The organism is Citricoccus sp. NPDC055426, assembly GCF_040677445.1.
GTDB lineage: Bacteria > Actinomycetota > Actinomycetes > Actinomycetales > Micrococcaceae > Citricoccus.
Map to the genome: position 1 here is coordinate 151,108 of NZ_JBFARZ010000003.1, position 21,071 is coordinate 172,178.

General features: G+C 70.7%; 19 protein-coding genes and 1 riboswitch. Of the genes, 7 read left to right on the plus strand and 12 right to left on the minus strand.

Annotation, left to right across the window (positions count from 1 at the left end; translation table 11 throughout):
• Positions 1–90: 90 nt before the first annotated feature.
• From AB0K08_RS06465 to AB0K08_RS06480, 4 genes are all read left to right on the plus strand, one after another.
• Entirely contained in the window at positions 91–1,149 is a 1,059-nt protein-coding gene (locus tag AB0K08_RS06465; protein ID WP_363352708.1) for a 4-oxalomesaconate tautomerase, read from the plus strand.
• Positions 1,150–1,232: 83 nt separating this feature from the next.
• Positions 1,233–1,694, plus strand: a complete 462-nt coding sequence (locus AB0K08_RS06470) for a hypothetical protein (RefSeq protein WP_363352709.1) — start codon at positions 1,233–1,235, stop codon at positions 1,692–1,694.
• 10 nt (positions 1,695–1,704) lie between these two features.
• Positions 1,705–2,550: a bifunctional hydroxymethylpyrimidine kinase/phosphomethylpyrimidine kinase gene (gene thiD, locus AB0K08_RS06475; RefSeq protein ID WP_363352710.1), complete on the plus strand. Its 846-nt coding sequence runs from the start codon at positions 1,705–1,707 to the stop codon at positions 2,548–2,550.
• A gap of 89 nt (positions 2,551–2,639) precedes the next feature.
• Positions 2,640–3,347 carry a DsbA family oxidoreductase gene (locus tag AB0K08_RS06480; protein WP_363353108.1) on the plus strand — a complete coding sequence of 236 codons (708 nt, stop codon included), beginning with the start codon at positions 2,640–2,642 and terminating at the stop codon, positions 3,345–3,347.
• A gap of 1 nt (position 3,348) precedes the next feature.
• On the opposite strand, the gene AB0K08_RS06485 is transcribed toward AB0K08_RS06480, so the two are convergent.
• From AB0K08_RS06485 to AB0K08_RS06495, 3 genes are all read right to left on the minus strand, one after another.
• Entirely contained in the window at positions 3,349–4,593 is a 1,245-nt protein-coding gene (locus AB0K08_RS06485; RefSeq protein WP_363352711.1) for an MFS transporter, read from the minus strand.
• 255 nt (positions 4,594–4,848) lie between these two features.
• Positions 4,849–6,042, minus strand: coding sequence for a histidine kinase (locus AB0K08_RS06490; protein ID WP_363352712.1), 1,194 nt, complete (start codon positions 6,040–6,042; stop codon positions 4,849–4,851).
• 40 nt (positions 6,043–6,082) lie between these two features.
• Positions 6,083–6,298, minus strand: a complete 216-nt coding sequence (locus tag AB0K08_RS06495) for a hypothetical protein (protein ID WP_363352713.1) — start codon at positions 6,296–6,298, stop codon at positions 6,083–6,085.
• A gap of 156 nt (positions 6,299–6,454) precedes the next feature.
• Between AB0K08_RS06495 and AB0K08_RS06500 the strand changes: the two genes are divergently transcribed.
• The gene (locus AB0K08_RS06500) at positions 6,455–7,150 is read left to right on the plus strand and encodes a response regulator transcription factor (protein WP_363352714.1); all 696 of its coding nucleotides are present in this window, start codon (positions 6,455–6,457) and stop codon (positions 7,148–7,150) included.
• Positions 7,151–7,166: 16 nt separating this feature from the next.
• On the opposite strand, the gene AB0K08_RS06505 is transcribed toward AB0K08_RS06500, so the two are convergent.
• The 6 genes from AB0K08_RS06505 to AB0K08_RS06530 all read right to left on the minus strand — a co-directional run bounded on the left by AB0K08_RS06505 (position 7,167) and on the right by AB0K08_RS06530 (position 16,004).
• Positions 7,167–8,498: a Y-family DNA polymerase gene (locus tag AB0K08_RS06505; RefSeq protein WP_363352715.1), complete on the minus strand. Its 1,332-nt coding sequence runs from the start codon at positions 8,496–8,498 to the stop codon at positions 7,167–7,169.
• On the minus strand, positions 8,495–8,890 hold the full coding sequence (gene umuD, locus AB0K08_RS06510; protein ID WP_363352716.1) for a translesion error-prone DNA polymerase V autoproteolytic subunit: 396 nt from the start codon (positions 8,888–8,890) through the stop codon (positions 8,495–8,497). Before umuD ends, AB0K08_RS06505 begins: the two co-directional genes overlap by 4 nt.
• An 18-nt stretch (positions 8,891–8,908) precedes the next feature.
• Positions 8,909–10,042, minus strand: a complete 1,134-nt coding sequence (locus tag AB0K08_RS06515; RefSeq protein WP_363352717.1) for a hypothetical protein — start codon at positions 10,040–10,042, stop codon at positions 8,909–8,911.
• Between the two features lie 93 nt (positions 10,043–10,135).
• A complete protein-coding gene (gene gcvT, locus AB0K08_RS06520; protein ID WP_363352718.1) occupies positions 10,136–11,362 on the minus strand; it encodes a glycine cleavage system aminomethyltransferase GcvT in 1,227 nt (408 codons plus the stop codon).
• Between the two features lie 13 nt (positions 11,363–11,375).
• A complete protein-coding gene (gcvP, locus tag AB0K08_RS06525) occupies positions 11,376–14,411 on the minus strand; it encodes an aminomethyl-transferring glycine dehydrogenase (RefSeq protein WP_363352719.1) in 3,036 nt (1,011 codons plus the stop codon).
• Between the two features lie 153 nt (positions 14,412–14,564).
• Positions 14,565–14,695, minus strand: a riboswitch (glycine riboswitch).
• Between the two features lie 91 nt (positions 14,696–14,786).
• Positions 14,787–16,004, minus strand: coding sequence for an MFS transporter (locus AB0K08_RS06530; RefSeq protein WP_363352720.1), 1,218 nt, complete (start codon positions 16,002–16,004; stop codon positions 14,787–14,789).
• Positions 16,005–16,030: 26 nt separating this feature from the next.
• Here AB0K08_RS06530 and AB0K08_RS06535 point away from each other — a divergent pair, with 26 nt between their 5' ends.
• Positions 16,031–17,590, plus strand: coding sequence for a TIGR01777 family oxidoreductase (locus tag AB0K08_RS06535; RefSeq protein WP_363352721.1), 1,560 nt, complete (start codon positions 16,031–16,033; stop codon positions 17,588–17,590).
• Positions 17,591–17,616: 26 nt separating this feature from the next.
• Here AB0K08_RS06535 and AB0K08_RS06540 read toward each other — a convergent pair whose 3' ends face one another.
• Positions 17,617–18,528 (minus strand): SDR family oxidoreductase, encoded by a 912-nt coding sequence (locus tag AB0K08_RS06540; protein WP_363352722.1) that lies wholly within the window; start codon positions 18,526–18,528, stop codon positions 17,617–17,619.
• Between the two features lie 94 nt (positions 18,529–18,622).
• Between AB0K08_RS06540 and AB0K08_RS06545 the strand changes: the two genes are divergently transcribed.
• Positions 18,623–19,378, plus strand: a complete 756-nt coding sequence (locus AB0K08_RS06545; protein WP_363352723.1) for a PIG-L deacetylase family protein — start codon at positions 18,623–18,625, stop codon at positions 19,376–19,378.
• A 24-nt stretch (positions 19,379–19,402) separates the two neighbouring features.
• On the opposite strand, the gene AB0K08_RS06550 is transcribed toward AB0K08_RS06545, so the two are convergent.
• Both AB0K08_RS06550 and AB0K08_RS06555 read right to left on the minus strand, forming a co-directional pair.
• Complete coding sequence (locus AB0K08_RS06550) at positions 19,403–20,191, minus strand: IclR family transcriptional regulator (protein WP_363352724.1); 789 nt, start codon at positions 20,189–20,191, stop codon at positions 19,403–19,405.
• Positions 20,188–20,955: a helix-turn-helix domain-containing protein gene (locus AB0K08_RS06555; RefSeq protein WP_363352725.1), complete on the minus strand. Its 768-nt coding sequence runs from the start codon at positions 20,953–20,955 to the stop codon at positions 20,188–20,190. The genes AB0K08_RS06550 and AB0K08_RS06555 overlap by 4 nt, the downstream gene beginning before the upstream one ends.
• Between the last annotated feature and the right edge of the window lie 116 nt (positions 20,956–21,071).

A 21,071-nucleotide genomic window follows, 5' to 3' on the forward strand; every position in this document is an offset into this window, starting at 1 on the left:
CTCCCCCGCTCGTCGGCCATGATGGATCTGATTGTGAACAATATTGTCACAGAAGTAGCCCAGCCGGGAGTCCCGGAGAAGCGAGGCCTCATGTCCACCGCAGCCGCACCCGCCCCCCAGATCCGGTGCATGGTGATGCGCGGTGGCACGTCCAAGGGGCTGTACTTCCTCGCCGAGGACCTGCCGGCCGATCCGGCCGAGCGGGACGCCCTGCTGTTGCGTCTCATGGGCTCCCCCGATCCGCGGCAGATCGACGGGCTTGGCGGTGCCCATCCGCTCACCAGCAAGGTCGCGGTGGTCTCGGCACGCCCCGACGGCGGGGTCGACTACCTCTTCCTCCAGGTCTCCGTGGACCGTGCCGTGGTCTCCGACCAGCAGAACTGCGGCAACATCCTGGTCGGGGTGGGCCCTTTCGCCATCGAACGCGGGCTCGTCCCCGCCCGGGACGGCACCACCGAGGTGGTCATCCACATGGTCAACACCGGTTCGGTGGCCCGGGCCATCGTCACGACGCCGGCCGGCCGCGTCTCGTACGCCGGTGACACGGAGATCGCCGGCGTCCCCGGGGCCGCGGCCCCGGTGGTGCTGGACTACCGCGGCACGGCCGGCTCCAGCTGCGGCGCCCTCTTCCCCACGGGGAATACCAGCGACACCTTCGCCGGGGCCCAGGTGACCTGCGTGGACAACGGGATGCCCGTCGTCGTGCTCCGCGCAGCCGATCTGGGAGTGGACGGGACCGAGGAGCCGGCCGCTCTGGAGGCCGACGCCCAGCTGTGCGCCGCGGTGGAGGCCGTCCGCCTCGAGGCCGGTGCCGCCATGGGGCTCGGTGACGTCACGGATGCCACCGTCCCCAAGGTGTGCCTGGTGTCCCCGGCCCGGGACGGCGGCACGTTCAGCACCCGCTGCTTCATCCCGAAGCGCGTGCACGAGGCGATCGGGGTCTTCGCCGCGGCCTCGGCGGCCGTCGCCTGGCAGGTCCCGGGCACGGTGGTGGCGGAGCTGGACGGCGACCACGCCTCCCGGGACGTCCGGGTGGAGCACCCCACGGGGCACACCGACCTGGTCCTCGAGGTCGAGGACGGCGCCGTGCTGGTGACCGGCAGCGTCCGCACCGCCCGCAAGCTGATGGACGGGATGGCGTTCGCCTGAGCGGACCGGCTGCCACCGCCGGTAGACTGGCACGGCCTCAAGGCCAAGCACAGCCAGCCACCGTCACCTCTGGAGCCCGCCCCATGACCACGCCCATCCCGGTCAAGCCCAGCCGCCGCACGCGGCCGGCGTCCGGCCCCCGCGCCCGGTTGAAGATGTCCCTGTACGGCTTCCTGGTGGCCTGGCTGATCCCGAACCTGATCATGGCCGCGCTCGTCCTGGTCCTCAACCTCATCCCCGCGCTGCAGGCCTACGGCTCGCTCGCTCCCCTGCTGACGGTCGTCGGCGTGGCCGGCATGGCAATCGGCCTGCCGCTGTGCCTGCTGGTGAACTGGCTCTTCCGGTACAAGACCAACCAGTGGATCCACGTCCTGGGCTACGCCCTCGTCGGGATGCTCTACGGCCTGGCCGTCCTGTTCTCCGGGGCCGGCGGCCTGGTGCCCATGCTCATCCCGGTGGTCGGCTTCCCGGCAGCCATCCTGATGGCCCTGGGCCGTACCCTCGCCCGGCCGCTGGTCACCGTGGTGCGCCCGGAACGGGTTTAACATGGTGGGCATGTCTTCCACCGCTCCGCATGACGTCCACGCTCCCAGCACCCCCGCGCTCGCCCTGACCATCGCCGGATCCGAGGCGACCGGCGGCGCCGGCGCCCAGGCCGACCTGAAGACCTTCCAGGAGCTTGGCGCCTTCGGCATGGTGGCCCTGACCTGCATCGTCGCCTTCGATCCGAAGGACAACTGGAACCACCGCTTCGTACCGGTCCAGCAGGAGGTCATCGCCAACCAGCTCGAGGCCATCCAGGCCGACTACGCCGGCGCCCTGAAGACCACCAAGCTCGGCATGATGGGCTCCCCGGAGACCGTCTCCACGGTGGCCGCCGCCCTGAAGAGCCAGGATTGGGCCCACGTGGTCCTGGACCCGGTGCTCATCTGCAAGGGCCAAGAACCCGGCCACGCCCTGGACACGGACCGCGCCCTCAAGGCGGAGTTGCTGCCGCTCGCCACCTTCACCACCCCCAACCACTTCGAGTCCGAGCAGCTCTCCGGCCTGGAGATCCGCACCCTGGAGGACCTGAAGGAGGCCGCGAAGCGCATCCACGAGGTCTCCGGCGCGGCCGTCCTGGCCAAGGGCGGCATCCGGCTCGAGGGGCCCGACGCCCAGGACGTGTTCTACGACGGCGAGGTCCTCGAGGTGCTCTCCGCCCCGAAGGTCGGCGAGCACGCGGTGTCCGGTGCGGGCTGTTCCCTGGCGGCCGCGGTCACGGCGGAGCTGGCCCAGGGCGCCACGCCGCTGCAGGCCGCCCGCCGCGCCAAGGAGTTCGTCACGGAGGGCATCAAGCAGCGCGTCACCGGCAACACCCCCTTCGACGCCCTGTGGCAGGGTGGCCTGCGTCGCGCCTGAGGCGCGCCGCCGTCGCAGGGCGCGTGGCCGGCGTCGTCCCTGAGACCCCTGGCCGGAATACCCGGCTGAGAGGCGGGGTTGTGGCTGATATGAAGATCGAGATTTTTTCTGACGTCGGCTGCCCCTGGTGTTTCATCGGCAAGCGCCGCTTCGAGACGGCCCTGGAGTCCTTTGAGCACCGGGACCAGGTGGAGGTCGAGTGGAAGAGCTTCCAGCTCGACCCGAGCCTGCCCGAGCATGACCACCGCAACGAGATCGACTATCTCGTCGAGACCAAGGGCATGCCGCGCGATCAGGTGACCCAGATGCTGGCCCACGTGACCCAGCAGGCCGCCGGCGAGGGGCTGGACTACGACTTCGACGCCCTCGTGGTGGCGAACTCGTGGAAGGCCCACCGCGTGATCCAGCGCGCCAAGGCTTCCTCCCTGGAGACGGCCGCACGCCTCGAGGAGCAGCTGTTCAAGGCCCACTTCGAGGACGGGAAGAACATCGGCAGCGAGGACGTGCTCGTGGAACTCGGCACCGCCGCCGGGTTGACCGCCGAACAGGTCCGCGAGGCCCTGGACGAGGACCGCTGGGAGACCGCCGTGAAACAGGACCTCGCGACCGCCCGGGCTCTGGGTGTCTCCGGTGTCCCGTTCTTCGTCCTGGAGCGCAAGTACGGCATCTCGGGGGCTCAGCCCGTGGAGGTCTTCACCCAGGCCCTGGAACAGTCCTGGGCCGAGTCCCAGCCCCTGCAGATGGTGCAGCCCGGCGGCCTCGACGGCCAGGCCTGCGGCCCGAACGGCTGCGACTGACCTAGCCGCGGTGCTGGAAGTCGATGCCCAGGCGTCGGGCTGACAGGAACCGCCAGGCCACCACGATGCCGAGCAGGCTGGCGCCGAAGGTCATGGTCCAGGAGAAGTGCCAGCTGCCCGCGGCGGTGGCGATGGCGGCGATGATGATGGGTCCCACGAAGTTGGCACCGTTGTAGATCTGGACCATGAGCCCCATGGCGGCGGCGCCGGAGCCGTTGGGCGGGGCGATGTCCACGGCGATCCGGTTCAGGGTGGCCGGGACCAGCGCCCCGACGGCGGAGAAGAGCGCGACCGCGAGGATCTGCACGGCCAGCCCGCCCGGGATGCCGGACCAGTCCGGTGCGAACGTGATGACGGAGGTGACGCCCATGGTGGCCAGGCCGATCAGGATGAGGCGCCGCATGGGTACGCCGCGTTGATGCAGGCGGCCGGTGATGATGTTGCCCACCCCGTTCACGCCGCCCACCACGGCGGTGACGATCCCTGGCCAGAGGCCGCCGACGCCGGCCTCGTCGAAGATGGTGGGCAGGAAGCCGATCACGGATCCCCACTGCAGGGAATAGCAGGCGAAGACGATTCCGGCCATCCACGGTGTCAGGGTCCTGACCGTGGCTCCCACCCGCCGCACCGCCAGCGTGACGTTGGAGTCGCGGTCGGAGGGCGGCGGCGGCACGAAGGTCAGGATCATCGGGATGGTGGCCGCGGTGACCACGGCCATCAGGACCCACCACACCTGCCAGCTGACACTGGTCAGCAGCAGGGTGGAGAGCAGGACCGCCACGAAGGTGGCCAGCCCCTGGAAGGAGCCCCACCAGCCCATGGCGATGTTCGTCCGGGCCGGGGGCGTGATCAGTCGGATGAGCGGCGGGCACACCACCGTGGCCATCAGGAAGCCCACGCCCTCCACGGCACGCGTGGCCATCAGGAAGCCCGTGGTCTCGGCGAACGCCCCGGTCAGGGATGCAGCGGACAACAGCGTGAGTCCGACCAGCAGGGTGCGGCGAAGACCCATCACCTCGGAGAAGAGTGAGACGCCCAATCCCAGGAGCATCGAGCCGACCTGGACGATCCCCAGCAGGACACCTGATTCGATCAGGGTCATGCCCAGGTCCGCCTGGACGAAGGACAGGGCCTCGGGGAGTTTCCAGATGTGCATGGCCGAGGCGACGCCGGCGATGACGATGGGGATCCAGGCGGTGCGCGCGCGTGCTGGGTGTCCAGCGACCGCGCCAGACGGGGCGTTCATTCTTGACACCCTAATACCCGTACAGACGGCAGTGTGACCTGCGTCTTAAACATCTGAGAGGCGGTGGCTAAGCCACCGCCTCTCAGCGGATATTGGATTGGTGGGCCCGTATCCCCCCGGGCTAGTTCCACCGTCCGATCCGTGTGCACCGTCTCATGGGGCCCTTTTAGGTTAACCGGCGATTGGCCTCGACCGCCATTGGACCATTGGCCAGCATTCGGCGCTTGATGTGATCTAGATCACATGCTGGTCGCTTCACACCGTCGCTCCGTGGAGCGGGACGCTCGCGCGGACCCGCCACCAGCGGCCGTCGCGGGCCGAGGACATGGTCCCGCCGAAGGCATCCACACGGTCCTGCATGCCGATCAGCCCGCTGGCTGAGGAGTTCCATCCCGCGCGGCTGGCGGTGCCGGGCGGGGGAAGCGTGTTGTCCACGGCGAGTTCCAGGTTGCCTTCGCTCGTGCGGACCTCCAGGTGGCACTGACCGCCCTCGGTCGAGTGCTTGGCCACATTGGTGATGGCCTCCTGGAGCACGCGGTACAGGGCGGTCTCCACGCTCTGCGGGATGTCCTGGTCCAGCCCCGAGGTCTCCACGGTGGTCTCGATACCGAGGCCTTCCAGCATGCGGCCGAACTTCACCGCCCCGTACTCGAGATCCAGCGCCGAGGCGCCCTCGCCGATATCCCGCAGGGCGCTCTCCTGGTCCCCGGCCACCAGACCTTCTGCCTGCAACAGGGACAGCATGCGGCGCAGGTCGACCAGGGCCTCGCCGGCGGAGTCGCCGATGACGTCGATCGCCTCCCGCGCGGAGGAATCCGTGCCGGCGTACCTGGCAGCACGAGCCTGCATCGAGATGATCGTCAGATTGTGAGCGACGATGTCATGGAGGTCCCGGGCCAGCGAACGACGCTCTTCCTGGGCGGCTGCGGCGGCCCGGCGATTGGCGTCCACAATGCGGCGCCGGTCTTGAGCGCGGCGGTCAAGCATCCAGCCGACGAAAAACCCAATGCCCCAAGCTGCTAGGACCAATGGAAGGGTAATCCATACGACATCCCCATCACCAGGCGATGTCAGGGGAATGAACGAGACCCAGATGACGGCCACGATGAGTGCTATGTAACTGAATAGATTCGTGGTCGTGGCGGCCACCACGGCAAGCATTAGGGGAAGAACCAGCATCAGAAAGGCGACAGAGCCGCTCTCGCCCACCAGATGGCTTGCCAAGAGAGCTGGGATCAACCCGACGAAGGCGTACGTCGTTCGCATCCACAGGATATAGAAGGACAAGCTCGTCAGGATATTGACGAGGGAGGTCCCGGGAGTGATGCGGGATTCACCATCCAGTGCCGTCAGGACATCCGAAACCAGGGAAAAGGTGATGAAGATGGACACCACCACGAGCAGAATCCGGTTCAGAGGCCGTGAATGCCAAAAACCGGACGGATCCATGGAGGATCCGACCGGCGTATTTGGAGTCATCAACTGCCTCTTAGCAGAAGAACCCGAAGGTCATGCACCAGAAGGTCTGAGACCCTGCGCCCGCACCCATGGTGGACATGCCACCCGTGGAGGACTTGGGCTGGACCTGGAACGAGGCGGGGAGCACGGAACCGGAGGACGGGGCTTCCGCGGCGGCAGCCGGGGCAGCGAAGAGGGCGGATGAGACGAGCACGGCGGCCGCTACGGCCTTGAGGGGATGTTTCATGCCCTTATTATCACCGGCGCGCGGCGCGTTCTCCACATTCAGGGCAAGCTATCAGGATATTCAAAGGTTCAGGTCCACCACCGCCTCCCCTGAAAACCCGCCTTCCTCTGCGCTGGTCAGAGCCGGAATGTCCCGGCATGCCGCTAGTCTGGAGGCATGCCTGATTCCAGCGCGTTCCCCCTGAAGGTACTCATCGTGGACGACCAGCCCCTGATGAGCGGCGCACTCAAGATGCTCGTGGAGTCATCCACGAACATGGAGTGTGTGGGCATCGCCGCCAATGGGGCGGAGGGCCTGGAATCCAGCCGGGCCTCCCACCCCGACGTGGTGCTCATGGACATGCAGATGCCCGTGATGGGCGGGGTGGAGGCCACCGAGCGGATCACAGCCGAGCTGCCGGACACCAAGGTCCTGGCCATCACCACGTTCACCTCCGAGCCCTACCTGGTGCCCGCCCTGCGCGCCGGTGCCGCCGGCTACCTCCTCAAGGACGCCGACCCGGAGACCATCATCGGCGCCATCTGGAGCGTGCACCGCGGGGAGTCGGTCCTCTCCCCCGCCGTGACGCGCAAGCTGCTCTCCTCCATCGAGGGTGACGGGGCCGCCGTCGGGAAGACCGCCGTGGCCGAGGGGGACCCGGACGGCTCGGACCTGACGCCGCGCGAGCTCGACGTGCTCCGCCTGCTCGCCCGTGGCCGGTCCAACCCGGAGATGGCCGAGGAGCTGCACCTCTCCGAGTCCACGGTCAAGGCGAACCTCACCAAGATCATGGACAAGCTCGAGGTCCGGGACCGCGTCCAGGTGATCATCCGCGCCGCGCAGCTCGGGCTCGTCACCCTCGCCTTGGACTGACACCTCCCGGACCGGGTCAGGCCCGCACCTCGGGGAGGTCGGAGAACCGGGTGGTGTACCGCGGGGAGGCGAACTCCCGGCGCATGGTCCAGGTGCCCTGCTCGGCCAGGCCACCGCTCCCCAGCCCGATCGCCGTCCCGCCGAAACGGCCCCGGACCCGCCCCAGGACCTCCTCCAGGTGACGGTCGGGGACGACGTCGGCCCCCTCCACCTCCTCGAAGCCCGCCAACATCTCCTGGCCGGTCTCGGCCGGCCCCAGGCCGGCGAGCATCACCCCGGCCCGGGTGTAGGGGACCCCCTCCCGCATGACCGAGCGCATGGCCCCCACTGCTGCCCGGGTGATGGCGATCGGGTCCGCGGTGGCCCGCGGCAGGACCACCGACTTCGAGACGGAGCCGTCCGGCCCCGAGAACCGTGAGGTCCCGGCCGTGACCATCACCGTCCGCGCCTGCTGGCCCTGGTCCGCCAGCCGGGCCGCCGCCCGCTGACCGTAGGCGTTCATGACGTCGGCCATGTCCGCGGCGCTCACCACGGGGCGGGAGAAGGAGCGGGAGAAGATGACCTGGGCGGGGCCGGCCTGTTCATCGGCGTCCGGGATGCAGGCTACGCCGCCGAGTTCCAGCACGGTGCGTTCCATGACCACGGAGAACCGGGACCGGATCCACCCCGGCTCGGCGGCCCGCAGCTCGGCCATGGTGCGGATGCCCAGACGCTCGAGCTTGTCCCCGGACTTGCGGCCCACGCCCCACACCTCGGTGGCCGGCAGCCGCCCCATCAGGCGGTCCACGAACCGCGGCCCCGCGTGATCCACGGAGAAGACCCCGTCGATCCGGGCATCGGCCGGGTTGTTCTTGGCCACGTGGTTGGCGAACTTGGCCAACGTCTTGGTGGGTGCGATCCCCACGCACACGGGCAGTCCCAGGCGCTCGGCCACGTCCCGCCGTACGGCCCGGCCCGCCTCGAGCGCCTGCCGGGGCGTACCGGTCAGGCCGATGAAACACTCGTCGATCGAGTAGACCTGCTGCCAGGTCCCCCAGCGACCGAGCAGCTCCATCACCCGGGCCGACAGGTCCCCGTAGAGCTCGTAGTTGGAGGACCGGGCCACCAGGCCCCACGCCTTCGCGTGCGGTGCGATCTGGAACCACGGCATGCCGGTCTTCAGCCCCAGCGCCTTGGCCTCCGGCGAGCGGGCCACCACGCAGCCGTCGTTGTTGGAGAGCACCACCACCGGCCGGTTCTCCAGCCGCGGGTCGAAGAGTCGTTCGCAGGAGACGTAGAAGTTGTTGACGTCCACGAGCGCCAGGTGCTCGCCGGATCGCTCCCCCGCCGTGCCGCCCGCCTCCGTCACAGGCGGTGCAGGCAGTAGGTGGCCACGCCCCAGACCTGGAGGTCCTCGACCTCGCGGGGCGCCGCGCCGTCGTCGGTCTCCAAGACCGTGCGGTGCATCCCGTCCCGGACCTGGAGGGCCAGCCGACGCACCAGCAGCTCCCCCTCGAGCACGGCCACCACCACGGAGCCGTGGCGCGGCGTCCCGGCGCGGTCCACCACCAGTTCGTCACCGTCATGGATGCCGGAGGCGGCCAGTGCCTGCCCGCTCACCCGCATCAGGAAGGTGGAGGTGCGGTCCCGCACGAGTTCCCGGTTGAGGTCGATCCCGCCGTCCAGGTAGTCGCGGGCCGGTGAGGGGAAGCCGTGGGCGCGAGGGGCGTGCCCGGCGGGGCCCGGCTGCTGGGCGGTCACGGGTGGGTCGCCGGGAGGTCAGTCGTCGTCACCGGAGGAGTCCGGGGAGCTCGGCGATGCCGTGGTGGGAGTTGGCGACGGCGAGGAGGACGGCGTCTCGGACGGCGAGGGGGACGCGGATTCCGAGGCCTCGGCCTCGGCGCTCTCCTCGGCCTCGGCGCTCTCCTCGGCCTCGCGGCTGGCCTCGGCCTGCCGGCGGCGTTCGGCCTCCTGCGCCGCCTCCTGGCGTGCGGCCTCCTCGCGCTGACGCTGCAGCTCGGCCTGACGCGCGGCCTCGGCCCTGCGGGCCTCCTCCTCCCGACGCTCCTGCTCTTCCCTCTCCCGGGTCAGCAGGACGGTGCGGGTGGACTTCAGCGAGTCGAGCTCGGACTGTGCCGAGGACAACGCCCCACTGAGCCGTTCCTGCAGCCGCGGCAGGTCCTGTCCCCAGGCGAGCGCGGCGAGGGAGCCGCCCTCAGGGTCGATGGTGGCGAAGACCTTCTCAGCGGTGATGCCCTGCTCCACGGCGGCCTCCACCGTCTCGATCTGGGCGTCGGCCTCCTCGGAGGTGGCGGGCCGGTCCTCCTGCAGGTCCTGGAGGACGGTCACGGCGGGGGCGATCTGCCCGGCCAGGGTGCACGGCTCCACCGGGGAGTACAGGCCGGACTCCTCCGTGCGGGCGGTCTCCTGCGCCTCCCGCAGATCGCTGCCGAGGTGCTCCACCGGCTGCTCACGCAGCGGAACGGCCAGCCCGGCCTCGACCTGCTGGGTGTTGGTGATCTGGCCGTCGTGGTGGATCATGGCCAGCCGGGTGCCGTTGGGTCCGTCCGACTCCTCCGGGTACTCCAACCGCACGGAGTCCCCCGGCTCGAGGATCGCCGCGAGGTTCGCCGTCGACTCCTCGGCGAGGCAGTTCTCCACCGTGGGTTCCTCGCCCTCAGCCGCCGGCAAGGGGGCCAGCACCCCGACGAGCGTCACCGTCTCCTCGGTGCCGTCATGGTTCACCACGAGGGTCTGGCCGTCCTGGACCCGCACCACGTTGCCCACGGCGGCGGCGGTGCGGACCCCCTTGATGGTGCTCAGGATGGCCAGCGTCAGCAACAGCGCGGCCACCACGACGAACGCGATGATGGCCAGGACGGAGAACCGTCGGGCAGTCTGCTGTTCTGTCATGGTCTTCCTGCAGTGGGGTGGCGCCGGTGTGGCGGGGGATCAGGCGGGCCCGCAGGCTTCCGAAAGTCTAGCAAGCGGGCCCGGGGGCTCGTGCTATTCCGTCCGGCGGTAGAAGGGTGCCTGCACCACGGTGAACGGCTCGGCCTTGCCACGCAGGTCAACGGCCAGTTCGGTGCCGACCTCCCGGAAGCCGACGTCCACCCTGGCCAGGGCGATCGGGTAACCGAGGGTCGGGCTGGGGATGCCGGAGGTGACCTCGCCGATCCGCTGCCCCTCGGCGTCGAGCACGGGGTAGCCCGCACGCGCCGCCCGGCGGCCACCGCCCTGCAGGGCCACGATCCGCTGGCCGGTCGTGGTACCGGTCCCGGCCTCCCGGGCGGCCAGCAGGGCGTCCCGGCCCACGAAGTCCGTCTCCTTGGACTTCAGCGGCACGGCCATCCCGGCCCCGGACTCACTGGGCAGGTGGCCCAGGTCCAGTTCGTTGCCGTAGAGCGGCATCCCGGCCTCCAGGCGCAGCGAGTCACGGCAGGCCAGCCCGCACGGCAGCAGGTCCGCGCCCACCGAGGCGGCGGCGCCGCGCAATGCGTTCCAGATGGCCTCGGCCTCGGTGGAGAGCACGCCGCGGTCTGCCACGGGACCGATGATCAGCTCGAAGCCGTCCTCACCCGTGTACCCGGTGCGGGCCAGCAGGACGGTGACGTCACCGCTGTGCCCGGCCTCCCCACCGGTCCGCACGGTGGCCGGCCGAGCGGCGTAGTACGGCAGCCCCGCCAGCTCCGCCGCCTCGCCCTCGGGCAGCACGGCGGCGAGGATGCGCGCGGCCTCGGGACCCTGCAGGGCGATCAGCGCCGTCTGCGAGGACTCGTTGCGGACGGTGACCTCGAAGTCCGCCGCGCGCTCGGTCAGCGCGGCGGCCACCGCGGCGGCATTGCCCGCATTGGGCACCACCAGGAACTCGCGAGCCGCGCCATCCGCCCCGGCCTCGCCGCCGTCATCCAGCCGGTAGACGATCAGGTCGTCCAGCACGGTCCCGGCCTCGGTGCAGATCAGGGAGTACTTGGCCTTGCCCGGTTCCACCGCGGAGATACGGGCGGTCAGGGCGTAGTCCAGGGCCTCGGCGGCCTGGGGTCCCGTCACCCGGACTTCTCCCATGTGGGAGAGGTCGAAGAGCCCGGCGGAGGTGCGCACGGCCTGGTGTTCTGCCAGCTCCGAGCCGTATTTCAGGGGCATCTGCCACCCGCCGAAGTCCGTGAAGGAGGCGCCGGCCTCCACATGGACCCCGTGCAGCGGGGTGGTGTTCGGATTGTTGTTCTCGGACATGTGCGCGTTCCTGTCAGTGGGATACGGAGGACGAGGACTCGACGTTCTCCGCCACGGCCGTGGCGGAGGCGGCGGCCCCCTGCGGATCGGCCGACTCGAAGGACTCGATCGGCGGGCAGGAGCAGAACAGGTTGCGGTCCCCCCACGCGCCGTCGATGCGTCCCACCGGGGGGAAGTACTTGTCCCGGCGCAGCGAGTCCACCGGGTAGGCCGCCTGCGAGCGCGGGTACGTCCGGTCCCACTCGTCCGCGGTGAGCACCTCGGCCGGGTGGGGGGCGTTGCGCAGCACGGAGGCGTCCAGGGTCTCCGGGGTGGTGGCCTCCATCTCGGCGTGGATGGCCACCATGGCGTCGATGAAGCGGTCGATCTCGGCCAGGTCCTCGGACTCGGTCGGCTCCACCATCAGGGTGCCGGCCACCGGGAACGCCAGGGTCGGGGCGTGGAAACCGTAGTCGATCAGCCGCTTGCAGACGTCCTCCGCGGTGACCCCGGATCTCGCGGTGAGCTCCCGCAGGTCCAGGATGCACTCGTGGGCCACGAGCCCGGTCTCGCCCGTGTAGAGGATGGGGAACTTGTCCCCGAGCCGCTTGGCCACGTAGTTCGCGTTCAGCAGCGCGTGGCGGGTGGCGTCCGTGAGCCCCTCGGCGCCCATCAGGTACAGGTACGCCCAGGAGATCGGCATGACGCCGGCCGAGCCGTAGGGAGCCGAGGTGATCGGCAGCTCGGCGCTGGGCAGGTAGGGCTTGAGGTGCTCGGCCACGGCCACGGGGCCCACCCCCGGGCCGCCGCCGCCGTGCGGGATGCAGAAGGTCTTGTGCAGGTTCAGGTGGGAGACGTCCCCCCCGAACTTGCCCGGCTGGGCGAGGCCGACCAGCGCGTTGAGGTTCGCGCCGTCGATGTAGACCTGGCCACCGGCCTCGTGGACCGTGCGGCAGACCTCCCGCACGTCCGCGTCGTAGACGCCGTGCGTGGAGGGGTAGGTGATCATGATGGCCGCGACCCTGCCGGCGTTCGCCTCGATCTTGGCCGCGAGGTCCGCCGAGTCGATGGTGCCGTCGTCCGCGGTGCCCACCACCACGACCTTGAGCCCGGCGAGCACCGCGGAAGCGGCGTTGGTGCCGTGGGCCGAGGCGGGGATCAGGCAGACGTCCCGCTCACCCTCACCCTGGTCCAGGTGGTAGCGCCGGATGGCGAGCAGTCCCGCGTACTCGCCCTGGGAACCGGCGTTGGGCTGGATGGAGACCGCGGCGTAGCCGGTGATCTCGGCCAGCTTCTCCTCGAGGTCGCCCAGCAGGAAGCGCCAGCCCTCGGTCTGGTGGTCCGGGGCGAAGGGGTGGATGGAGCAGAACTCAGGCCAGGAGATGGACTCCATCTCCGCGGTGGCGTTGAGCTTCATGGTGCACGAGCCCAGCGGGATCATGGTGCGATCCAGCGCCAGGTCGTAGCCGGAGAGGCGCTTGAGGTAGCGCAGCATCTGGGTCTCGGACTTGTAGGTGTTGAACACCGGGTGGGTCATGAACGCGCTGCTGCGCCGCTGGGAGGCGGGGATCCGCTCGGGACCCGGCTGGCCGTCGTCGTTCTTCACTGGGTCTCCGGCATCAGTGCCGCCGGCGGCCAGGGACTCCCGCGGTGCGCCGAAGGCCGAGAGCACGGCCACGAGGTCCTCGTCCGTGGTGGTCTCGTCACAGGAGATCCCCACGGTGCCGGCGTCCACGAGTCGCAGGTTGACCCCGGCGGCCTCCGCCGCGGTGACGACGGTGCGGGCCAGGGACGGCACGGAGACCTGGACCGTGTCGAAGAACGCGTCCTGGGTGAGCGTGAACCCGGCGGACTGAAGGGCGGTGGCCAGGCGGGAGGCCTGACGGTGGGCGTGCTCGGCGATCGCGGTCACGCCCTCCGGGCCGTGGTAGACGGCGAACATGGAGGCGGTGATGGCCAGCAGGGCCTGGGCGGTGCAGATGTTGGAGGTGGCCTTCTCGCGGCGGATGTGCTGCTCGCGGGTCTGCAGGGCCAGGCGGTAGGCCGGGCGGCCGGCGGCGTCCTGGGAGACGCCCACGAGGCGGCCGGGCAACTGGCGCTCGAGGCCCTTGGGCACGGCCATGTAGGCCGCGTGGGGCCCGCCGAAGAACAATGGGACGCCGAAGCGCTGCGTGTTGCCGACCGCGATGTCCGCCCCCTGCTCGCCCGGCGGGGTGATCAGGGCCAGGGACAGCAGGTCGGCGGCCACGGTCACCATGGCGCCGCGCTCCTTGGCCTGGGAGATCACGGCGGCGTGGTCGTGGATCCGGCCGGAGTCGCCGGGCTGCTGCAGCACGATGCCGCACAAGCCCTTCTCCTCCAGGTCGGCCGCGAGGTCCTCCGGCAGCCCGTCCGCCAGGTCGGCGGTGCGCACGTCCAGGTCCAGCGCCCGGGCCCGGCCCTCGATCACGGCGCGGGTCTGCGGGTAGATGTCCTGATCCAGCAGGGTGATGCCGTCCTTGGCCTTCTTGTTGGCGCGGTGCATCAGCAGCACGGCCTCGGCCGCGGCGGAGGCCTCATCCAGCATGGAGGCGTTGGCGATCTGAAGGCCCGTGAGGTCGGAGACCATGGTCTGGAAGTTCAGCAGGGCCTCCAGCCGGCCCTGGGAGATCTCCGGCTGGTACGGGGTGTAGGCCGTGTACCAGGCCGGGTTCTCGAGCACCTTGCGCAGCACCACGGGCGGGGTCACCGTGTCGAAGAAGCCCTGCCCGATCATCTGGGTCTTGACGATGTTGCGGTTGGCGATGGCCCGCAGGTCCTCCAGCACGGCGGCCTCGGTCAGGGCCGGGGGCAGGTTCAGCGGGGTGTCCTGGCGGATGTCGGCCGGGACGGCGGCGTCCACCAGGTCCGCCAGGGAGTCGAAGCCCAGCACGGAGAGCATGTGCTCGGCGTCCGAGGGGCGGGGGCCGATGTGGCGGCTGGTGAACGGTGCCGAGGCGGTGTCCCTCGGCTCGTGGCGCTGGCTCGTGGCCGGCAGGACGGTCTGCGGGGGCGTCGTCGTGGTGGCGTCGGTGGCGTAGGTGGCATTCATCGGGTTCCTCCAGGGCGCGGTGGGCACGGATCGGTACCTCCCCGCTCTGTCATGGACCTGAGAGATTCCGCCCGTATCTGGAGGATACGTGCTTGCACCGTCGGTGTCCGGGGTCTGTCTCTGACGACAGTCCCGGAGCTTTCCAGAGTCGCCATGCCCTGCGCGGTACCGGTGCCTGAGAGATTCTCGGGGAGAAATTGCTCCTTCGGCGGCCGTGGTCCCGCGCATCGGCCGGGCCTTCCGGCCGACCGCGTCGGGTCACGGCGCTCTCCCGCGCGGGGTGCGTGACGTGCGCACCAGTCTGGCACAGCCCGGCATCCCTGTCCCCTTCCAGGCGCGAAGTGACCCTGCCCCCACCAGAGTGACGTGGTCTGGTCACCCTGTGCCCGGGATCCGCCCACGGCGCAGCCAGAGCGGGATCCCCGCGAGCACGATCAGTGCGGCCACTCCGGCAAACGTGACCCCCGGCCCGAGGTAGGTGAACCCCACGCCGCCGAACACGCCCGCCAGGCCCAGCCCGGTGTCGAAGCTCATGTTCCAGCCGACGCTGGCCCGGCCGTGGCTGCTGGCCCGGGCGAAGGCCATGACCAGGCTGGCGGATTGCACGGTGCCGATCCCCACGCCCATCAGCACCAGGCAGGCGGCCAAAAGCCCGGGTGGATCCACGAGGGCCACGGCCACCAGGCCGGCCGCCGTCATCAAGATCCCGGCCGTGTAGACCGCCGTGGGATCGAGCCGGTCCGTCAACGACCCCGAGACCCACCGCCCGACCACGGAGGCCGCCTGCATGGTCGCGATGAACACGGCCGGGTGTGTGGTGTCCCCGCCCGGCCCGAAGGCGATCACCAGCCCGTAGGCGGCCATGCTGACCAGGAACGGCGCCAGCACCGGCCCCAGCGCGGCCCACCACCGGCTGGTCGCCGGACCGGACCCCGTGCCCGACGCGCGGGCCGCACCTTCCGGCCCCGGGTCGCCGTCTGCGGTGGCGGTGGTGGGAGCGACGGGGGCGGTGACCTCCGCGACCCGGTCCGGGACGCCGCGCAGGGTGGCGAACGCGAGCAGCACGCAGGCTGCGGCCACGAGCCGGAAGGTCTCCAGGGGCACCACCCCGCTGAACCACAGGCCCAGCGGCGCGCCCACGGCGGCGGCGCTGGAGGTGGCCGCCCCGAATTGGCCCAGGGCGCGTCCCGCCCGTTCCGGTCGCGAGACCAGGGGGACGGCCGCCGTCGCCACCACCACGAGAACGCCGAAGCCGCACCCGACGGCCAGGCCGGCCGTCAGCAGTGCCGCCACGGGATGGGGGATGAGCAGGCTCGCCGCGTGCCCGGCGGCCATCAGCAGCAGGGAGGTGCCGATGGTCCGGCGCGGCCCCCACCGCTGCCTCAGGACGGGGGCGGCGGGCTGCACCACGATCACGCTGAGCATCATGATCGTCAACAGGGTGCCGCCGGTCACGGCGCTCAAGCCGCGCTCGAGACTGATCGGCACCATGGTGGAGTAGCTGAGGAAGAAGCCGGAGAAGCCCCACACGGCGATCCACAGCAGACCCAGTAGTCCCGTGGGGCCGCGGGAGGACAACTGCTCGGTGGTCACGCCCTCACCCTAGCTAGAGTGAGCGCATGCCCGTCTTCGAACGCCGCACCCTGGTGCCCCACGACCGTTCCACCGTGTTCTCCTGGTTCTCTCGGCCCGGTGCGTTGGTCCGGCTGACGCCGCCGTTCGCCGGCTCGGTGCGTCGGGAACCAGAGGGGCTCGACGTCGGCTCCGTCGCCCGGCTGGGGGTGGGCGCCCCGGGTTCGCTGGGCCTGGGACTGGAGTCCGCGGCCGGACTGGCCAAGACGGTCCTACCGTTCCGACTGCCCCAGTGGTTCGCCCCCGAGGCCCCGTGGACCTCACTGCACACGGCCCTGGAACCGGGCCGCATGTTCCGGGACGAGATGTCCTCCGGACCGCTGAGGTCCTGGGTCCACACGCACAGTTTCGAGGACGCCGCCCCCGGGGAGGCGGACACGGCCGGGGGCCGCCCCGGCTGCGTGGTGGTGGACCACATCGAGTACGAGCTGCCCGCAGGCGCCGTGCTGCGCCGCACGGGCGCCGCGTGGTCCCGGGCTGGTCGGTGGACGGAGGAACGCCTCGAGGACGAGCTGGCGCGGCAGTTCGACTTCCGGGCCGCCCAGCTCGCCGGTGACCTGGACTTCCACGCCGGCCTCCATGCCGCACCGGACGCCGACGGCCCGCTGACGATCGCCGTCTCCGGGGCCAGCGGACTCATCGGCAGCCAGCTGTGCGCCCTGCTGACCGGGGGCGGCCACCGGGTGATCCGCCTGGTGCGCACCGGGTCCCGGGGCACGGCAACCTCCTCGGGAGAGACGGTGTCCTGGGATCCGGCGGCCGGCCACCTGGACGCCGAGGCCCTGCGGGACGTGGACGCCGTGGTCAACCTCTCCGGCGAGACCATCGGGGGGCGGCTGACCGAGGCCCACCGGGACGAGATGCTGCAGTCCCGGCTGAGCGCCACCGGGCTGCTCGCCCGCACCCTGGCGGAGCTGGCCGAGGATGGCCGGCAGCGCTCGCTGATCAACGCCTCGGCGATCGGCTTCTACGGCGCCGAGGCCGGTGCCGGCCAGGACGGCGAGGGGCTGCGGGAGACCGATCAGCCCGGCGAGGACTTCCTGGCCGTGCTGTGCCGGCAATGGGAGCAGGCCACCGCCCCGGCCGCGCGGGCCGGGGTGCGGACCGCCCTGATCCGCACCGGCCTGGTCCTGACGCCCGCCGGCGGCATCCTGCAGCAGGTGCTGCCGCTGTTCCTGCTCGGGATCGGCGGGCCGCTGGGCACGGGCAAGGACCGCAACCCGTGGCAGAGCTGGATCTCGATCGAGGACATCGTGGGGCTCTTCGCCCACGCCGCCCTGGACGGTCGCGTGCACGGCCCCGTCAACGGCGTGGCGCCGCGTCCCGTGCAGTCGCGAGACTTCGCAGCGACCCTCGGCACGGTGCTCCGCCGCCCCTCGGCCGTCCCCCTGCCGGCGGCTGCACCCACGGCGGTCCTCGGCTCAGAGGGCAACCGCCTGCTGGTCGAGGCGGACCAGAAGGCGCGGGCCGACCGCGCCCTCGACTGCGGTTACGTGTTCCGTCACCCTCAATTGGACGCGGCCCTGCAGCACGTGCTGGGACGCTGAGGCCGAAACCCCCTACCGCCCATATCTCAGAAGACCGGCAGGCCTCCGGTGACACCGAGCACCGAACCGGAGACGAAGCTGGCCTCCGCGGGGCTGGCCAGGAAGACGTACGCGCCGGCTAGTTCGGCCGGCTGGCCGATGCGCCCCAACGGGGTGTCCGCGCCCATGTGCGAGACCGCCTCCGGTTCCTTGGTGGCCGGCTGCAACGGCGTCCACACCGGCCCCGGGGCCACCGCGTTCACTCGGATGCCCTGCGGCCCCAACTCCCCGGCGAGGTTCACCGTGACGTTGTTCAGGGCCGCCTTGGTGGCGGCGTAGTCGATCATCGTCTCGGAGGGCTGGTAGGCCTGCACCGACGTCGTGATGATGATGCTGTCCCCCGCGCCCAGGTGGGGCAGGCAGGCCCGGCTCAACCACAGCGTTCCGTAGAGGTTGGTCTTCACCGCGCGGTCCAGGTCCTCGGTGCGCAGCCCGCCGAGCCCGGGTTCGCCGCGGGCCCAGTGGTAGCCGGCGTTGTTCACGAGGATGTTCAGCCCGCCCAGGCCCGCCACGGCCTCCTCCGCGATGCGCCGGCAGGCGTCCTCGTCCCGCAGGTCTCCAGGGACGGCCATGCCGTTCCGCCCGGCCTTGTCGATCCAGCCGATGGTGTCCGAGGCGTCCTCGGCCTCCTCCGGCAGGTAGTTGATGGCCACGTCCGCGCCCTCCCGGGCGAAGGCGATCGCCACGGCCCGGCCGATGCCCGAGTCCCCGCCGGTGATGAGCGCCTTGAGCCCCTCCAGCCGGCCGCGGCCGACCCAGCTCGACTCCCCGTGGTCCGGCACGGGGTCCATCGGCGCCGTCAGCCCGGGTGGCTCCTGCTGCTGGGCCGGCATGGTGCCGTCGGCTCCGGCCATGGAACGCGCGTGCCGCCCGGCCTGGGTCGTGTCCTCGTGGTTCATAGAGCCACCCTATGGCTCGCGGCGGGGCGCCGACAGGGGCCGGCGACCGACGTACGCTGGGTTGGAACAGCACCCCTCAGATCGGGAGAACGTCATGACCGGCACCGAACCGCTGCTCACCCCGCTGCTTGACGCCGGCTGGTCCCGCGTGCTCTGCGTGGTCGCCCATCCGGATGACATGGAATACGGCACCTCGGCGGCCGTGGCGGCCTGGACCGCCCGGGGCGTGGAGGTCACCTATCTGCTGCTCACCGCGGGCGAGGCCGGCATGGCCGAGCCGCCGGACGTCATCGGGCCGGTGCGTGCGGCCGAACAGCGCAACGCCTGTGACGAGGTGGGCGTGGGCGACCTGCTGATCCTGGACCACCCGGACGGGATGCTCGAGTACGGGCTGGGGCTGCGGCGGGACATCGCCCGCGTGATCCGCACGGTCCGCCCGGACGCGGTGGTCACCGCCAACTTCGACGTCGAGGCCTACGGCGGGCTGAACCAGGCCGACCACCGCGCCGCGGGGATGGCCGTGGTGGACGCGGTCCGGGACGCCGACAACCCCTGGGTCTTCCGCGAACTGGCCGAGGACGAGGGGCTGCAGAAGTGGCACACCTCCGCCCTGCTGGTCGCCGGCCACGAGCGCCCGACCCACGCGGCGGCCGTGGACGAGGCGGCGGTGGACGCCGCCGTCGCCTCCCTGAACCGTCACGAGGCCTACCTGAAGCACGTCACCGGTCACCCGAAGCCGGAGGAGTTCATCCCGGAGGTCCTGCGGGACGGCGGCGTGCGCTCCGGCACCGACCATGCCGTGGTGTTCCGGGTCTTCGACCTCGGCGGGCTGGGCGGCTCCGGGGACTGACCGCGGCCCCAGTCGGGCGGAGGGCTACTGCCCGATGAGGCCGTCCGTGTCCTCCAGCCTCCGGGAGATGCCCTGTGCGGCATGCAGCAGAGGTTCGCTGAAGCGCTCAAGGCCCGCATCCATGCGGTAGTTGACGATCCCGACGGCGGCATGCACCACTCCGTGGACGATCACCGGTGCGGCAATGGAGGTCGAGCCTGCCACGTATTCCCCGGCGCTCGTGGAGTACCCCCGCTGTCGGATGGCGAGCAGTTCGCGCCGCAGGACTGTCGGGTCCACCAGGGTGTCTGGCGTGTGGGCGGCCAGGGGCTGGCCCAGGACCTCGTCTCGAGTGGCCTCGTCACCGAACGCCAGCATCACCTTGCCGACCCCGGTTCCGTGCCACGGCATGGGGGATCCGATGCGGCTCTGATGGGGCACGGCCTCCTCATGTGTCAGCTTCTCGATGTATAGGGCGGCATCCCCGTTGGGGATGGCGAACTGGACCGTCTCCCGGGTCTTGTACTGGAGGTTGAGGAGGAAGGGCAGGGCCGTCTCCCGCAGCCGACCGTGCAACGGGGTCAGCAGACCCATCTCCCACAACCGGTTGCCCAGTCGGAACTGGCCATTGCCGGCGCGCTGGACGAAGTGACCGGCCTCGAGCTCCCCCAACAGCCGGAACACTGTGGCCACCGGCAGGCCGGTGGCGCGGGACAGCTGGCTGATGGTCATGGACGGCGTGGTCGCGCTGAACTGGCCGAGGATCAGCAGGGCCCGTGCGACCACGGACTTCGGCACCGGGGACAGCCCCTCGGCGTCGTCTCGTGCGGTCATGGTCGGGGCCTCTCGTTGAGGATGGCGGTCAAGGAGCGCGCCGTCTCCTGCAGAAGCGGCAGTCGCTGGGCGGAGCGGCGTTCCGTTCCGGGCTTCACGGGAAAGCGGATCTGCAGCGCCATGGGCGGGCGGTCCGTGACGTTCAGCACCACGGCCAGCTCGGTGGTGGCCGGCCGGTGCACCTCCACGTGCAGCTGCCTCCCGGCGAGGGCGACCGAACGCTCGAGGTCCTCGAAGACCGGCCGGGTCAACCGTAGCCGCTGCCGGTCCTCCGGGGTCAGTTGAGCGGCCACGGCGATGCCCCCGGCGCTGGCGTGCAGCGGGTGCATCTCCCCGAGGCCGGAGTCGGCGGACAGGGAGGTCTGGTGGATCTCATCCACGCACAGGGCGGCCTCGTCGAAATAGCTGAGCACCCTCACGTCCGCAGCGCTCCGGGCACTCAGGGACATCAGCAAGGGGCGCCCGCCCCGCCCGATGACATCGTGGGTGGGAGCCAGGATGCCCATCCGCCACATCAAGGGGCCGATCCCGTAGCGCCCGTCGGCGTTCCGCTCGACGGCACCCATTCCTTCCAGTTTGTGCAGCATCCGATGCACCGTGGCCACCGGCAGGTCGATGCGCCGGGCGATCTCGGACTGCGTCATCAGGCGATGCTGGGGCCCGAAGGCCAGCAACACCATGAAGACACGCTCCGCCACGGACCTGCCCCCGGCGGGGACGGTGGTCTTCCCGACTTCCGGCATTGGCGTTCCGGCAGCGCTCATGAGCATCCCTCCGTGGGCTCGATCCATGATCTCTTTTTCACTCAGTGGAAAGCAAGCTCGTGATCCCCGTCACCTTCTCCCATGCTCGTGGAGACACGAAAAGTCCCATCCTTCCT